Origin of the sequence: Streptomyces torulosus, assembly GCF_001419765.1 — a bacterium.
Taxonomy (GTDB): Bacteria; Actinomycetota; Actinomycetes; order Streptomycetales; family Streptomycetaceae; genus Streptomyces; species Streptomyces torulosus.
The window spans coordinates 1-15,841 of the sequence record NZ_LIRK01000262.1; the positions used below are offsets into that span (position 1 = coordinate 1).

11 protein-coding genes and 1 pseudogene are annotated in these 15,841 nt (G+C 66.5%); 4 read left to right on the plus strand and 8 right to left on the minus strand.

Going from position 1 to position 15,841, the window contains the following annotated elements:
* Positions 1–481, plus strand: a 481-nt coding sequence (locus tag AOK23_RS18910; protein WP_055713873.1) for a hypothetical protein, incomplete at its 5' end; no start/stop codon positions are given.
* A gap of 137 nt (positions 482–618) precedes the next feature.
* Positions 619–807 (plus strand): hypothetical protein, encoded by a 189-nt coding sequence (locus AOK23_RS47935; protein ID WP_157878079.1) that lies wholly within the window; start codon positions 619–621, stop codon positions 805–807.
* Positions 808–1,035: 228 nt separating this feature from the next.
* On the opposite strand, the gene AOK23_RS49940 is transcribed toward AOK23_RS47935, so the two are convergent.
* The 5 genes and pseudogenes from AOK23_RS49940 to AOK23_RS18930 form a co-directional block, all read right to left on the minus strand.
* On the minus strand, positions 1,036–1,596 hold the full coding sequence (locus tag AOK23_RS49940) for a hypothetical protein (RefSeq protein ID WP_240496448.1): 561 nt from the start codon (positions 1,594–1,596) through the stop codon (positions 1,036–1,038).
* Between the two features lie 198 nt (positions 1,597–1,794).
* A pseudogene (locus tag AOK23_RS51935) lies at positions 1,795–2,253 on the minus strand (competence protein CoiA); the annotation flags it as partial.
* Positions 2,254–2,277: 24 nt separating this feature from the next.
* On the minus strand, positions 2,278–4,743 hold the full coding sequence (locus AOK23_RS18920) for a S8 family peptidase (RefSeq protein WP_055713875.1): 2,466 nt from the start codon (positions 4,741–4,743) through the stop codon (positions 2,278–2,280).
* A gap of 157 nt (positions 4,744–4,900) precedes the next feature.
* Positions 4,901–5,881, minus strand: coding sequence for an AAA family ATPase (locus tag AOK23_RS18925; RefSeq protein WP_055713876.1), 981 nt, complete (start codon positions 5,879–5,881; stop codon positions 4,901–4,903).
* Positions 5,882–6,275: 394 nt separating this feature from the next.
* Entirely contained in the window at positions 6,276–7,715 is a 1,440-nt protein-coding gene (locus AOK23_RS18930; RefSeq protein WP_157878081.1) for a HEPN domain-containing protein, read from the minus strand.
* 797 nt (positions 7,716–8,512) lie between these two features.
* Here AOK23_RS18930 and AOK23_RS18935 point away from each other — a divergent pair.
* Positions 8,513–8,746 (plus strand): type II toxin-antitoxin system VapB family antitoxin, encoded by a 234-nt coding sequence (locus AOK23_RS18935; RefSeq protein WP_055713912.1) that lies wholly within the window; start codon positions 8,513–8,515, stop codon positions 8,744–8,746.
* Complete coding sequence (locus tag AOK23_RS18940; RefSeq protein WP_055713878.1) at positions 8,743–9,150, plus strand: PIN domain nuclease; 408 nt, start codon at positions 8,743–8,745, stop codon at positions 9,148–9,150. The genes AOK23_RS18935 and AOK23_RS18940 overlap by 4 nt, the downstream gene beginning before the upstream one ends.
* Before the next feature lie 454 nt (positions 9,151–9,604).
* On the opposite strand, the gene AOK23_RS18945 is transcribed toward AOK23_RS18940, so the two are convergent.
* The 3 genes from AOK23_RS18945 to AOK23_RS18955 are packed head-to-tail and all read right to left on the minus strand — an operon-like array spanning position 9,605 to position 15,835.
* The gene (locus tag AOK23_RS18945; RefSeq protein ID WP_055713879.1) at positions 9,605–11,110 is read right to left on the minus strand and encodes an FHIPEP family type III secretion protein; all 1,506 of its coding nucleotides are present in this window, start codon (positions 11,108–11,110) and stop codon (positions 9,605–9,607) included.
* Entirely contained in the window at positions 11,107–13,236 is a 2,130-nt protein-coding gene (locus AOK23_RS18950) for an FHIPEP family type III secretion protein (protein ID WP_055713880.1), read from the minus strand. The genes AOK23_RS18945 and AOK23_RS18950 overlap by 4 nt, the downstream gene beginning before the upstream one ends.
* Positions 13,229–15,835, minus strand: coding sequence for a hypothetical protein (locus tag AOK23_RS18955; RefSeq protein ID WP_157878082.1), 2,607 nt, complete (start codon positions 15,833–15,835; stop codon positions 13,229–13,231). Before AOK23_RS18955 ends, AOK23_RS18950 begins: the two co-directional genes overlap by 8 nt.
* Positions 15,836–15,841: the final 6 nt, after the last annotated feature.

The window sequence follows — 15,841 nt, forward strand, 5'->3', positions numbered from 1 at the left end:
GCCCCCGATCGACGCCACCCCCACCGAACAAAGCACCTACGATGCCCAGAACGCCGTACGCCTTCCCCAGGGGCGCAGATACAACAAAGCGGTAACCCTCGTCACCGAGAACGACGAGGAACCCGAGACCATCATCATGCGCACCCTCGAAGACGACCTCATTCCGGCCTTCGAGTACAAACCCAGGTACGTCGGCAACCGCCCCTGGGTCGACCTGTTCGACAATGCGCTGTCCGAAGTGATGGGTGAAGCCACGCCAGCAACGGACACCACCCTCCAGGGGCGGGACCCCGCGTCGGACGACATCGTCGGATCCGCCGAGAAGCCCGCCGACGCCGAACCCGGCCCCGCCGTAGAGGGGCACCCACAGCTGGCCGCGACCCAAGAAGCTCCACACGAGCCTGCGAGCCCACCGGTTCAGGCAGGCTCACCGCCTCGACGGATACGCCCCCGACGGACCTCTGGGAAGGGGGCGAAGTGACCGTGGACGTCGACCAGCTGTGCCCCTCCTGCGGCGTCGCCCCCGGGAACCTTCACGAGAAACGGTGCGACGTGGCCCGATGCGCCGCCACGGGAAGGCAGCGGAGCGGCTGCCACCACGGGGAGGGCTGCAACACCATGTGGACCGGTCAATACCCGGGGTTCGCCGAGGCCATCGAGTACGGGTACTTCGCGCGCCTGGTCCCCGGCGCGGGCTGGCAGGAGTGTGCCGCCGACGCCCCGGATGCGATGCCGGACCTCAACCGGCTGTACCGCGACTGCCACTGGGATCCCCGTACCCAGCGCATGGTTCGTCACGCTCGTTGACCGGTTCGGGCCGGCCCCGGCAATAGCCGAAAGCGCCCCGTTGTAGCTCCGGCTGGCCGCCTGAACGGGTTGTCTTCTTCTACGAAGACGTTCGGCTTGTGGTGATTGCCATAGAGGCTCCGCCCCTACGCAGAGGGGAGGGGCCTCTATGCGTTGGAACAAACGGAGAGCTGAGGATGCTACGCACCCAAGCGTTTTGAACGGACACTGGTAATGGTCGCCCAGGCCTCAAATGTTCTGTCCTGTTTCGACGGTGACGACTCGTGTTCCGGGCGGGGCTGCCTCTCTTAGGGCTGCGGCCTCGTCAGGGATGGTGAATAGCACCAAGCCGAGTTGCTCCACTAATTTCATGTCGAGTTTGGTGGGATCGGGACGAATCAGGCCGTACCAGCCCCTGGTCGACCCGGGCACGGCCGAGCCGATTGTGACTAGGACACCGCAGCCGAAGTGATAAGCGGTCGCAGTCAGATGAACGAATGCTGGCTTGCCGGTCTCGGCACGAGCCTGTGCCAACGCGGTGTCCTCCAGCCGCTGCCGGGCGGCGGGAGCTAGCGTCTCCTGCCACTCGCTGACAAAGGGGGCATTGGCCTCGGGGAACCGGCGAGCTGCGTACTCAATCTGCTGGGTGCGCCAACGCTCCCTGCCGACACGCTCCTCCTCTGCATAGGCCTCGGCCTCCGCAAGTGCACCCGCTGTCGCCCACAGCCATCGCCAGACGCCCGTGCTCCCCAGACTCATTGGACCTGCCGGGGCATGGGGCAGAAGGGCGGCATTGAGAACACGGACCACTACCTCCCTCAGAGGGGCCTCACAGTCGCCCTCCCAGTGTCCGTGCCGACCAGCCGGGCACGTACGATGGCCGTGGCTGCAGGTACATTCCTCGGTGACGAACCGTGCTGGACCGGCCTCCACGGCATAGCCTCCGCCGTCTGCGATTTTCACGAGCAGCGACGGGGCGGACCCCAGCCAATTCCTGGATTGGTTGGATACCCAGCACACCCCAATGTCGTCGGCAGCGTAGCGAGCAGTGCGCTCTTCTATGTCCGCGTTGGTGGTCGCGGATAGCTGAACCTCCCAGGCCCAGCGATTGGTGCCATCGGGACTGGCCGACAACACATCCGCCCGCCATCGTCCCTCGGGCCCGGCCGCTTCCACGGATGCCTGATGACCCGCAGCCCGAATGGCACTAGCCAGCGCCAGCTTCAGTCGGTGGTGTGCCACCGACTCGCCCGCCAGGGCACACCGCCGAGACGCTCCCGAATCATGTGCGAAGAACCGGATGCTGCCTGGGGAGAGTTTGGCGTGAACGCGATTGTGGCAGGCCGGACATAACAGGACCGGTCGAGGCCGTACCCTGTGCACGGTTGACCAATCCCGCCCGCATCCGAGATCCGATTGAGTTGCGTCCAGGATCCCGACGGCGGGATCAATTGCTGTAAGGCCCATTTCTATCCCCCCGTTCCGTAATGCTTAGAACAGGCGTGCCTCGAGGGCGATGGCTGTGTCTGTTGTGGTGCTTAGTTCAACAGGGACGGAGACTCCGAGCTGGATCGCCGTGGGGGTATACAGATCGGCGCTGACCTCAGGCGTGGTCAAGGAGACCAGCAGGCCGTAGGTGACGCTCCGGCCGATGCGGTCGGAGCTGTTGTGGTACTTCCACCAGCCGCCAGCGGGGTAGACGGCAAGGACACCGCAGTCGGCCAGCTCCCGAGCAGTGCCTTTCCAGATGTCGGCGTGCAGGCAGCCGCGGTCGCGATTGGTTGGGCCGACGAGCCAGTTCTTGTCGGCGTCGAAAGGCCGGATGGTCGTACGGGCGTCATCTTCTGCCTGGGCGGCTCGGGCGATCCGTCTCTCGAACTCCTCCATGGGCTCAAATGGGCCTTTGAGAGCAAAGCGGAGACGATGGGAGGCATAGGTGTGCTGCCCGAGCATGCCGCGCCGACCGGGATTTGGCTCGATGAAGTAGGACAGCGTTACTCGCAGATGCACATCCTCGGCGTCCAGGTCCAGCAACTGCTCACGCGGCCAGGGAAGCTCGTGCAGTTTCAGCTCGCCAAGGCGCACCGCGCTGCCGTCGCGGACGAAGGGCTTCAAAGAACCCTGAACGATCATGGTGACTGCACTGGCGGTACTGGACAGCACTCGCTCTTGGCTGGGCACTCCCCAGCCGTAGCGTCGCAGCACGGTGCGGGCGAGCTGGCCCGCACCGATCTTGCGGCGGCCGTTGCGGTTATAGACGCCGTCGATCATGGCACTGGTCCACTGGGCTTCATGCACGAGCAGGCCACGGATGGTTTCTGCGCGCAGGTTGGGATAGCGGGTGTAAGCGAGGGCTGCAAGACGAGCAGCCTGCGCCGTCGCTGCGCTCGTGGCATCGATCGTGGTAAGCAACTGACCGAGGTGAGAGCGGGCAGTGGTGGTGAGAGAGACCGCATCGTGGCTGCTGACTTCGGTCAGGTCAGAATCGACCAGAAGGTTGCCTCCCTCCATCACGACGTCGGGCTTCAGAGCCGCGGCGTCGCGGAACATCACAGAGGTGCGGCTGTGCGGGGACAGTAGTCCGGGCGCGGCAACCGCGCGGTAGCCGGCGAAGTCGGCGGCGGTAGGCACATGATCAAGCTCGGTGTGAGCGCCAACCGTGAGCGCATTCCAGGCCTGCGCAGGATCCTCAATCCGGGAGGTATCGCACAAGTCTAAATATGTGGCAATTCCACTTTCGTCGACCAGGTCGCTGGCGCGGTGATCGCGGACGTTGCCGGCAGAGACAACGATCAAGCGAGCTTGATCGGGTTCTGGTGGCCCGATCAGATCGATACGGTCGTGCGTCACCGTCACGTCGGTGCCAACTGCGAGAGCGTCTACCGCCGCAGACCACAGAGTCGCCGTTCCGTCAGTTCCGTTGATGCCCTGCCCGGACTCAGCTGTCACGGCCATGGCGAACACACGTGTCCGCAACTGCTCGGGATTCGCTGTTTCGGCTGTGGCGACCGCCGTCGCCGTCACCTCCCCGAACGGCCGCGGTGTGTCTGGGGCTCTTCGTGGAAGGATCTTGACCGACTCCAAATGATGGTCCAGCTGCACTGCCGCGGGCGAGGAGAGTGCGTCGTCAAGATTCCCGAAGGCAGCCAGACCGGCCATCCGCGTGCCATGCCCACGCGGGTCGTTATCGTCCGGCCCCTCTTCGCTGATGACGCTGTGAGCGCCGACCAGAACGGAGCGCAGCAAGGGATGCTCCTGGTCCACACCGGTATCAAGCAGCGTGATTGCGGGCGCGCCAGCTGCCGGAGGGCGAAGACGGCCGACGAGATCGACCACGAAGTCACGATGCAGGTCCCGCAGCTCACGGCTGTGGAACTCCTCAGTGAACGTCGGCTTGCGGATCTCAGACGGACACGCGTTCGTGCGCAGGATCTGGGTCAGCCCGCGCACGCTGGTGCGCAATTGGGCGACCCGGAAACGCCCGATTCCAACGGTTCGCCGCAGCATCTTCCAGTCGTGGACCCGCGACAGGTGCCGAAGAGTCTCCACGGGGTCCGCCTCGCTGAGCGTGGGGTCAAGCCACAACTCCCACCACATCGCAGCACCGGGATCAGGAAGTGGATCTTCCTCCTGCCACAGACTCTCTACCGTGGCCTGTTCGATCTGCTCAATGTTGGCAACCAGTGCAGCATGCTTGGGTTTGCCGGACCGGGTGTTCTCGGTGAACTGGTCGATCTTCCGCAGAAGCATGGGCGCCGACCCGTCAGGCACCCACACCACGGCTTCCTGCGGCTTTTCCCCATCGGCCTCGTGGACGCTCATGAGCGTCAGCCCTGATTTGTCGAGCGAGTCCAGCTTCAGCTCATGCTCTGGAGCCGCCTCCAACCGGATGGCGAACCCGTCCGCGCGATCACGAGGATCCAACGAGTTGCGCGCGCTGAGGGCCTCCGCCTGCACATCCTCGATTTTGCTGATCAGCCGAGCCGAATGCCCAGGACGATCGGAGGAACGGTCAACCAGTATCTGCGCCTGTCCAGCCGCTCGGGGTGGCTTGGGCGTCAGAGTGCGCGGTGACCACGGAACTAGGAGATGGGGGACGCTCGGAGGGGGACCCTCAGGCATGACGCAGGAGGTGCCTTTCGTTCAGGGCGTCCCTCAACTGGTCGGCGTCGATCGTGTCGCTTCCCCCGAGGATCGCCCGCTTGGCGGCTGCCTCGGCAGCCTTGACCAGCTCAGCGTGACTCAGCTGCTCCGTGAGAGCAGAGAGATCTCCCCACGCTACCCCTGAGGTGTCCATCGCGGCGAGGCGTCGTCGCAAAACTTCGATCGCCTGGTCTGCCGAAGGCTGCCCATAGACGATCGCCAAGTCGAACCGGCGGAAAAGCGCACCGTCCAGCAAACGACGGTGATTGGTGGCTGCTACCACCAGGCTCTCCGCCGGAGCCTGATCCAAGAAGAGCAAAAACGAGTTCAGAATCCGACGAGCCTCGCCGACATCATTGCCATTGCCCCGGTCAGCACCCAGCGCATCGAACTCGTCAAACAAGTACACAGCCCGAGTCTGCGCTGCGGCATCGAACACCAGGCGCAGCTTCGAAGCCGTCTCCCCCATGAACCGGCTGATCAGCCCATCCAAGCGGATCGTAAACAACGGCAGCCCCAGCTCCCGTGCCAACGCTGCCGCCGTCATGCTCTTGCCGGTGCCCGGCGGCCCAGACAACAGCAGTCGGTGTACCGGCGTGAACCCAAAACGCTCCAAACGGCCGCGCTGGCGCTGCTCATGCAGCACCTTCTCCAAGGCTGTGCGCGTTTCATCGGCCAGGGTCATGTCGGCCAACCTGGTCTCTGGATAGTCTGCAGTGAGCAGGCTCGCCAGCTCCCCGCGCGGCTGCACGACAGGAGTAGGCGCGGGCTGACGGCTGATCTTCTCCGCGCGCGATGCGTCAATCAGCTCTCGCAACTCCGCCGCAAGACGGCTATGGCCCTGACGCGCGGACTTCGCCGCCACCTGCAGCGCAATGCTGTAGAACCGATCATCATCCCCAGCCGCATGCGCGCTGAGCAGTGCTTTGAGGTGATCGGCGCTCGCCGTCACGGTCCACGCCTCCCTCGCTCCTAGGTTCAGCCACCGTAACGCGAACCTCGGACAGTCAGCACCACTCCCGCCGACAGCCGGGCCTCATGGTAATTGTTCCCAGCCAGGGCCTAGGTCAGCGCGCCTTCCCCTGTCTGGCCGCCGACTCCGCGGGTGTCTCCTGGAGCGGCCGGCCACTAGCACTCGGACAAGCTCTGCGTAGACGTCTGGCCTGCGGAAAGGCCACAGGGGCTCCGCCCCGACACCCGGGGCGGAGCCTCTCTACGTTGGAAAGGGAATCCGCTGCGGACGGGTTCGACACCACCTCCGAGCTGACGTAAGCGCCCGATGACAGCCTGGTGTGCCCCACTGACACTCCGGCGCGGTGTCAGGACGCCGCTGGGGCACAAGTGCCTCACGGTGCGAGGTCTGGCGGGGCCTGACGCGGTGGAGTACGGGTGAAGAAGACCGTCAGTGGATCCGTGACTACGTTCTGGCGGACTGCGTCAGAGGTCAATGCCGTATCCAGACGCTTTCCTAGATCAGGGCCAGCCGCGGCTGCGGTGATCAGCCAGCGCAGAGTCACGTTCGTGGCAAGCTTCCGGAGATCATGCAGGTGCTGGACGTCTTCCCTCGTGTCGTCGCCGTGAGCATACTTCGACCGGCTGTCGTAGCTCGTGGACACCATGTCGAGCACTCGTTCGCGGGTCTCGTCGGTCATCCAGAGCATTGCCGCGCGCTGCTTGATCTTCTGGGCGACCCCGCTGTTCCCATTACCGGTCAGCAGCGCCTCCATCGCGATGACGTACTGCAGCGTGATCTCGTCTGCCTCCTCTTCCCAGATGGATCCGTCAATATGCGTGCGGTGGGAGGCGCGCACTAGGTGCTTTGCTGCACGCTCCAAGCGACGTGCCCGCTTTTTGCCAGCTTTCGTGGTGTCCGCCAGGACGATGTCGATCAGTGAATCAACGGCGTTACAGAAAGTGAGGAATCGGGGCATCTCCTCTTGCGACACCTCGTAGAGACCCCTTTGGCGCCGCTCCACTTCCACCTCTTCTCCCTGCTCATTGACGAAGATGTCCATCGTCCAGGGAACCGCACCGCTGCGGCGATCGATGCGTCGGCCACGCTCGACCACGAACCAGGCATCCATGTGGCACGCCACATCGCTGCGCCACAACAGCAGGATGAACAGCGGCCGCCAGTGATGCAGCTCGGGCCGGGTTGGAAGGTCCATGAGCGGCCAGCGAAGGCCGTGGACCAGCTCCCCTTCCGGATCGTCACGGCACAGGAAGGCGGCACCGTCGAGCAACTTCGGGTCCATCTCAGACCGCTCCAACACGTCGCACACCGCCCGGGCCGTGGGCAGTGCCAGGAGCTGACGCAAGTCCTCGGCCGTCGCCGACTTTAAGCTGTACCCACCGACCGAGACCAAAGTGCCCTTGGGTATCTGGGCGTCCAGAAGAAGCCAGTCCTCTGGCATCGGCAACGGAGACTGGCAGAAGGTCACGAACTCCGCGACGGCGGTGCCCACCTGCAGGTCGTCGCTGTGCTGGTAGGACCGTGGACAGCACTGGTCGTTCACAGGTAGGCCGTTGGTGATGGCCTGCGCAGCCCGGGCGAGGCCGGTCATACCCAGTAGCGTCGCATCCCGTAGCTCTCCCTCGCTCGTGTAGAGATCTGGGCGCACAGTCAGCGGAACTGTCGCCTGTACTGCGGCCCGTACCGATGCCCATGCCGGGAAGCGGCTCATGGCATTCACGAGTGCGGCGCCGGACTCGATGGAAATCCCCGCCTGCCTCACCTCGTTGAACCAGGCATACAGACAGGTTGCCAAGTCCGGAGCGGTGTTCATGCCGGCACGCTACCGACATTTGGGGCCATGGGTCACTCCAAATCCGGGGGTTGGTGTCGGTCGCTGAGGGTGAGACTGCGTCGCGCCCCGCCTCCTCGGCCAGTGGGCTCGACGTACACGAGGTGCTGGCGGGGTTGCCGTCGTGGATGCTTGGTCCCCCTTCTGGCCGGGAGCGGAGCATCTGCGCAGGGGAAGGGAAATCCGCTGCGTTCACCTTGGAGCGCCCTCTCCGAGCAGGTTAGACGGCTGCCCAAAGGCTGGGCTTGTCCATCCGCGAGGGTGTCGGGACGCAGTTGGGACGCAAGGATAGGAACAAACCGGCAAAGACGCAGGCGCGTAAACACGGTGCGCCCATTCTGACCTGCAGAAATGTCACGAATGGACGTTGATCGGCAAGGACCGCCAAGATCCTCAAAGGACTCATAATCCGTCGGCCGTGGGTTCGAGTCCCACCCGCCCCACCACTCGCTACGCGAGAAGAATCGATCTGACCAGCAACTATGCGAGCTTGGCAGCGAGTTGGGGGACGCTCGTAGAGCGTCTCGATACGAGTCTTCATGATCGGCAGGACAGATTCGGGACGCCGATTACGGTCAAGTCGGTCATAGGGCCCATGGGGTGATTCGTGTCGGGGTGCAGCAGGCCCCGCTGATCCGTCCTGCGTCGGAAAGCAGCCCAAATGGAAACGCCTCGGCATCCTGCGCACTCCCTTGAGCGGTCTGTCGCGGTCGGTGGGCGTATGCAATGTTGGCGATGTATCTTGGATACATACATTGCGTATGTTGGAGGTGTCCCCGGTGGCCGTTACCCAGATTGATCTCGACGACGAGGCGCTGGCCGAGGCCATGCGGCTCATGGGTGCCACGACGAAGAAGGAGACCGTCAACGCGGCTCTTCGGGACTACGTGGCGCGGATCAAGAGGCTGGAGGCCGCGGAGAAGCTGGCCGCGCGAGGTGAGCGCGGCGAGTTCGAGCAGGCCGCAGCGGTGCATGAAGCCGAGAAGCGTGCGCGACGCGAGGCCTTCGAGTGATCACGTATCTGGTGGACACCTCGGCTCTGTGGCACCTGTTCCGTACCCCGGGCGCACTGCGCCCCTGGGAGGGACACATCGCCGCCGGGGTGTTCCACATCTGCGAGCCGACACGAGCCGAATTCCTCTACTCGGCGACCAGCCCGTCTCACCGAGATGAGCTGGCCGAGGAGTTGGACGCGCTCTGTCTGCTCTCTCCGGTTCCGAAGAATGCCTGGCGGTGGGTCGACGCTGCCCAGTACAAACTGACCCAGAGGGGCCAGCACCGGGCGGCGGGAGCGATCGACCTGTTGGTGTGTGCGACGGCTGTGCACCATGGGCACACCGTCCTCCACGTGGACAATGACTTCGCGACGGTGGCCGGAGTCCTCAAGGAAGTTCAGCAGCGAGACGCACGAGCCTGATCTCCTGAGTCAGGATCACGTGTGTCGGTCTCTTGACCTCTTGGCGATCGACGTCGCTGGGCGCATGGCTGTTCGCCGAAACTGGCTGTGAGGTGGCGGCCCCTGCTGTAACGGCCCAGCGGTGTGGGTGGTGCCCGGTCGGTCCGTCGTCCGGGCTTCCCTCGCACATCCCGGTTCGCTGCGGCCTCCTGCCGCATATCCTGCTCAACATAGGCGCGGATGGGAGGGACTTGTGGATCCGTCTGCTTTCGACCCGTCGGAGTTTGACCAGTGCCCCTGCGGCGGCGCATACCTGAGAAGGACCGTCGAGGTCAGGGTCGGGGGAGAGCCGTACCCGGTGGAGCAGGGCAGCTGCCCCGCCTGTGGTTCCCGGGTCTACAGTGCGGCGACTCTGTGCGCGGTGGAGGCAGCCATACGCGGGCGGACAGCGCCCAACTCCCCTGCGATGCCCTGATCATGTCGCCGCCCAGCCGATCCGCGCAACGGGCTGCACGTTGTAGTGCGGCGGCAGCTCGTCGTAGGACAGGACACTGAGCGGCGGATACAGGCCCCGCAGCAGAGCCGCGACGAGCTGTCGGACCGGCGCGAAGACGAGAAGGGCCGGCGCCTGGGCGGTCGGAGGCAGGTTGGCGAGTTCGGCACCGACGGCGCGGATCACCCTGGTGGTCAGGTCCGTTCGTATCGCCGGTTCATGGTCTGGCCCGGCCGCCGCGTACTCAACGACGGCGTCCTCGATCTCCTGGTCGAGGAGGTAGGCGACGACCGTCCGCGTATTGCGGGCGGCCTGGAACGAGATCTGATCGGCCAGTCCGGCGCGGACATGGGCCAGGAGGTCGCCGCCGTCGAGCTCGGGACGGCGCAGGAGCAGATGGCCGATCCTCGGCAGGTCGCGGATCGACACCTGTTCGCGCACGAGGTCGCGCAACAGGCCGGTCAGCCGGTCCCTGACGGGTTGTTCGGCCAGGAGTCCCGCGAGCGAAGGGAAGGCCCGGCCCAGTTCGCGAAGCGAATCGCCGACCCGTCGACCGGACACGACGGTGAACATCCAGCGACGCAGGAAGGTCGCGAAGTCCAGGATCAGATACCCGGCCGGTGTCCAAGTCGTCAGGCCCGCCGCCTTGAGTAGCGGGCCGTGCTCGTCCGCCACGATCGCCGCCGGCTGGTGGGAGGCCGGATTGAGCGCCGCCTCGCCGGAGACACCCATGAGCCGCAGACGCTCGATGGTGTCGTTGACGAGGAGGGTCCCGGGGGGCAGCCCAATGGATGGTGTCATCCTGACCGCGTTGACACGGAAAGCGTAGGAACGAGGGTGCACGCCCGTGTCGAGTTCGCAGTGGAGAGGCGGCAGTGGTACACCGAGTTCCGAGAAGAGGCTGTCCGTCATGAAGGCGAACAGCTCCGCCAAGTCCTCCGAGGCCAACGTCTCGAGGTACTCGGGATGGATGCGCACCTCGAGTACCTCGCCCACGCCATCGTCGACGCATGCCTCGACGGAGGTGCCGCCGCCCGGCCCGTCGTCCGCGCGGTGCGGTACGGCCATGCCCAGGTCGAGCATCGTCCGGTCGACCGGAGTCACGCCGAGCACGTGAGCGTGGACGGCTACGGTGTCCTGCACGATCCGCGTCACCACACCGATGAGCACGTTGTCATCGGCGACGGCGGACAGATCCCGGCCGGACGGACCGGGGCCCAGCGGCTGATGCCGGTCATGGGACAGGGCGCGGTCGACGTCGCGGGCGGAGCAAGGACACAGCACTCCGTCGATGTGCACTTCCAGGGTGCCTCCGAGCGGGTCCTCCGTCCCAGCCAGCCCGAGCTCCATGGGTCTGTCCGGGCAGAGCTCCTCCATCACCGTGCCCAGCGCATGGGAGAGCCCGGCTTCCACGCCGGGGCCGCACCTGTCCAGCACGGCCGGCGGCAGTCGGATCTCGAACCGCACCATGTCGGTGTTCGGCGTCACCGCGACCTCAGCTCCCTGTAGGTGAAGGTGGTGATCAGCGGACTGTGCGCCCGCACGAGCGGGACGAGCAGTTCGCGCACCTGGTCGTCGGCGACTGCGAGTGACAGGAACGGACTGTGTTCGGTGACGGTCTCGCGGAGCCAGCTCAGCAGGCGCAAACGGGGTTCGCCACGCTCGGGGAGCCCCGAAGGAGACGCTTCCCACAAGTCGCTCTGGAGGTCCTCAGGGAGCATCAGCGCCTCCTCACGCGTGCCGGGGAGGTGATCGCGCATCCTGTCGCGGACGGCACGGTGCAGCTCACGGGGGTCGTCCCGGCGCACGAGTTCTTCCAGGATCACGTCCTGTTCGAGGAGGGGGACGCCTTCGCGGAGCAACTCCTGTACGAGCCACAGCAGACGCAGTTGCAGCTTCGAGTCGGCGCGGACCCGATCCAGCAGCCCGGCCCCGTCCTGCGGCCACTCGGTGAGGAAGTGCTCCAGCAGATCGAGGCCGATCAGACGGTGCAGATGGCCACGGACGGTGTGCTCGAGCTGGCAACAGAGGAACTGCGCGGCGGTCAGCACCGTGTCGTCCGGGTCGGGCTCGTTGCGCGGAACGAGCCACCAGCGGCCCCGCTCACCAGTCAGGGGGTGATACGCCGCCGGGTACGCGATGGTGTCACCGGCCGGCCACCTGCCGCCGGCCTTGACGGCATAGGCGGGGTGGTCGGCCCCACCGTGAAGGACCGGGATCTCGTTCACCTGGACCGTGAACGAGCCCGGCGCGAGATCCGTGCTCGTGCGTGCGCGCAGGCTCGGCGGCTCCGGGACCGCCATGGACCTCTGCACGCGTTCGCGCATTTCCGGGACCAGCCTGTGGAGGAATTCGCCACCGTCCAATTGCGGGTCCACCAGATGCCTCAGCGAGTCGTGCACCTCCATCACCAGCGGTGTCATCATCGGCAGCGACCGCTGCTCGGTGGGGGCGGTGAAGCCCAGGAGCCGGTCGAGGCCCTCGGCGAGCCGGGCGCGGACCGTCCGGTCGACCTCGCCCAGTGACCCGGGAACGTCCGCTGCCGCGACGAGACGGCTCAGGCGCAGGTATGCGCCGATACTCTCGACGGGAGCCAGGATCCCGTCAGCCATCAGCTCGCCCGCGTACTCCTGTGACAGGCCCGCGATGTACAGCTGGTGAGCCGAAGACTGGTCGCCGTCACCCACCGCGTGGACGAGGTCTTGGCCGCGCATGGCGAATCGTGTTCTGGCGAGCTTGTGGCCGAACGGCTCCTCGTACGTCGCCGGACTGCCGGCCGCCTCGACCGCCTCCCGGTGGTCGAGTAGCTCCTGTTCCCTGATCAGCTCGTCCAGGGTGCGCACTGCTGCCTGGTGGGGCTTCGGTGCTCCGATACGCAGGTACAGGTAGTCGGCGCCGCGTAGATCGAGGGCCTGGCCGTGTCGGTCGCGCACGATGACCCGTCCGCCCTTCACCTCTCCGCCCGCCACGGCGGACAGATCGCGCCCGAACAGGACGTTCTGCTCCGGCTCATCGATCAGGGCCGTATAACGCCCGGCGACGGCCACCCGGGTTCTGGGCGCGTCCAGGAGTGCCCCCGTCCGGTCGAGGATCTCCGTGGCGACCGCGTCGGAGCCAGCGGGGTCGGCAAGGTAGTCCAGTGTGCGGGCCAGTGCCATGATCGAGGTGACCACGTCGGAGGCGCGCGTTGCCGTGTCGACGCACAGCACCAGGACCGACACGTGGCTCACGGGGGCGCCGGGGTCGCCCAGCCGGATGCCGGCCGCGGTGAGCCCCAGCGGGTTGCTGCCGCCGTGCTCCCAGAAGGTGTCGGGGCCGATCACCACGAGTTCCTGACGGACGCTCAGGTCGGAGTGGGAGGTGTGGTGCGGCCCGATCGACGCACCGCGGCCCAGCAGACCCAGGAGCAGCAGGGCCCTGGTGCCGCGCGCGGAGGCAGGGGCGGCCACGGACAGCTCACCCAGCTCGACCTGGAACCGATCCGGGAGCGGCGGTGCGCTAGCGGTGGCGAGCGCCAGCGGCCGGCCGATCGTGGCCCCGCCGGCCCGGGTCAGCTGCCGCTCCCAGCGGTCCATGATGCCGATGCGGTCGCCCGTGGTCCGAAAGCTAGGCATGATGCTCCTCCTCCGACTCCAGTTCGGCCCGGTCGGCGCGCAGATCGCTCAGCAACCGGGTCACGTCGGCCCTGAGGGATGCGTACAGGCCGGTGAGGATGGGGTGCGGCTCACGCTCCTGCTCCGGCCCGATCAGGTTCTCCGCGAGGGTGCGCAGGACGTCCGAGGCCCGTACGAGGCGGTCGCGCAGCGGAGCCAGTACTTCCTTCCGATGCGCCTCCCACCGAGCCACCAGCGTCTTCTCCTCCTCGAAGAAGGCGTGCAGGCGATCGGCCGTCCGGTCGTCCCCGGAGTCCAGAAAGGCCCACCACAGTTCGCTCAGTTCCAGCGCGCGGGGGCTGTCGCCGTTGTCGTACGCCCTGGAGACGGGCGGGTCGTCCGTGACGATCTCGGGTGTGAGCTTGCCGTACGAGAGCATCAGGTCGTCCACCTTCTGCCGCAGGTGCGCGATGGTGGCCAACCGGTGGCCGAACGACCGGGCGGAGGATGCGGAGGTGACGACGGCACCCAGATCCACCGTGGTGTCCTCCAGCGCCGCGTCCAGCTCCTCGACATGGGAAATCCAGCCGCTCGCCGGGGTCTCGGTACGCGGCCTCGACCGATAGCGCGCAAGGGCCTCCTCGATGGGGAAGTCGGTCGCCTGAAGCACCTCGCACAGCCGCTCCGCGTACAAGTGGGGGTGTGTGCCGAGGCGGCCTGCCTCGTGGTCGGTCGCCAGGTGCCGAGTCGCGCGTTCGCCCAATTGCCGGCGCTCCTCAGGAGTGATGCGACACTGCAGCGCCACGGTCAGCTCGGCGTGGGACAGGTCGGTGTCCGTAGCCCAGACACCCTCTTCCTCAAGGATCGTCTGTGCTCGCTGATGCTCGCCGTGGAAGTCGTACTCCCTTGCCACCTGGAGCCGTTCGAACCGGTCACGGGACTGACGGAGCACGCGGTCGAGGACGGCGACGGTATTCTCCCGGTCGATGTCGTCGGGGCGCTCCTCGCGCAACCGGCGCTGCAGGATCGCCAGTTCCAGCAGCTCCGAACTGCTCTCGGCCCGGCTGCCCGCCAGCAGGAGTAAGTCCTCCGCGTCGTCCGTGCGCTGGTGCTTGGCAGCGAGATCACAGGCACGGACGAGGTCCTTGAACTCGAAGCGGCCGAGGCTGAGCATCCGCTCGAAGAGCGCGGTGGCGTAGTCGGTCCCGTCGGCACCCGTGGTCCTGGTGTCCAGGCCTACGTCGAGGACCGTCTCGGCGGTCTCCAGCAAGGCCAGGGGATCCTGCGAGTTCTCGGAGAGGACCAAGTCTACCAGGTAGCCGGCCGCCCGGGTGAACTGCGCGGCCGCCAACTCGCCGACGAGCCGCATCGCCGACCGGTGGTTTCCGGTCCGGGCGTAGCCGGTGAGCGAGGTCTCGATGGCCGTCGCCTTCTCGCCGCGGGCTTCCTGCGCCCGGGCCCGGTCCTCGTCCGGCCAGTTTGCGCCGGGGGCGGCCACGTACTTTATGTCGCCGGTCTCCGCGGCCAGCCAGGCGGCGATCGAGGCTGTGCGGGCGTCGTCCTCTTCGCCCGCCAGAGTTAGGGCCTCCTCACTGAGAGTCACCGCTTCAGGGACGAGGCTGACACCCTGGAACAGGGAGATTCCCAGCACCCATGACAGGTTCGTGGACGCCAGGCTCGCGATAGCGAAGCCGGCGCCCGCCGGGGCGCGGGACATGGACCGGCGGAGGTGGTGGTCGGCCTCGAAGTGATGGCGCCTGCGAAAGGCCAGCTTGCCGAGTTCTAGGTCGATGAGCCAGTCGTCCATGGGCTGCCACAGGCAGGCGTTGAGGAAAGCCGAGCAGCGTGCGAGCTCGGCCTGGTCGAGTTCGCCGTCCGTGCCCTGGAGGACCTCCAGGGTGGGCTTGTCAAGCTCCAGGTGCGGGCCGCCGCTGTCGCCGGAACGGACGATGATGCCGAGCATCGCCGCCCGGTGGCGGTGGTCGGGCCAGCTGGAGCACCGGTAGCGGGCTAGTGCGGCCTCCCACTGGCCCTGCCGCTCGTCGATCTTCCCGAGGAGGTCGAGCACCAGCGGACTGGACTGGTCGATGCCGGGGGCGGTCAGCACCGAGCGCGCCTCGTGCACGGCTCCGATCTCTACGAGTTCCAGGGTGTACTGGAAGACGAGGGGCAGAAAGGTGTGTCCGCCGCGGCGTTCGACCCGCTCACGGAGCCGGGCCAGCCGCTGGACGGGCGGTTGGTCCGGGCCGAGGACGGTGTACTCGGTGGGGAGCTCACCGGCCTCGGTGAGCAGGGACCTCCCCAGTCGGGTGAACCCGTTCCAGCACAGGATCTGCCCCCACACCGCGCGGAGTTCAGCGGTCGCGGGCTGTCCTTCAGCGGCCAGACGGTCCCGCAGCAAGGCTTGGGCGTCCTCGGCGGTCCGCTGGGCGGCCGGCTTGCCCGCCACCCTGCTGAGCCAGGAGAGGTAGCCGCTGACGGTGACGGCCTGGCTCAGCAGGCGCAGCCGGACGTGCCTGTCGGTGGCGGCATTCAAACGCCTCAGCAACTCGTGGAGCGATGCCTGCCAGGTGGGCACGTCCGTGCTGGACAGAAAGGTCTCATAGGGATCAGCGGTCACGTTTCC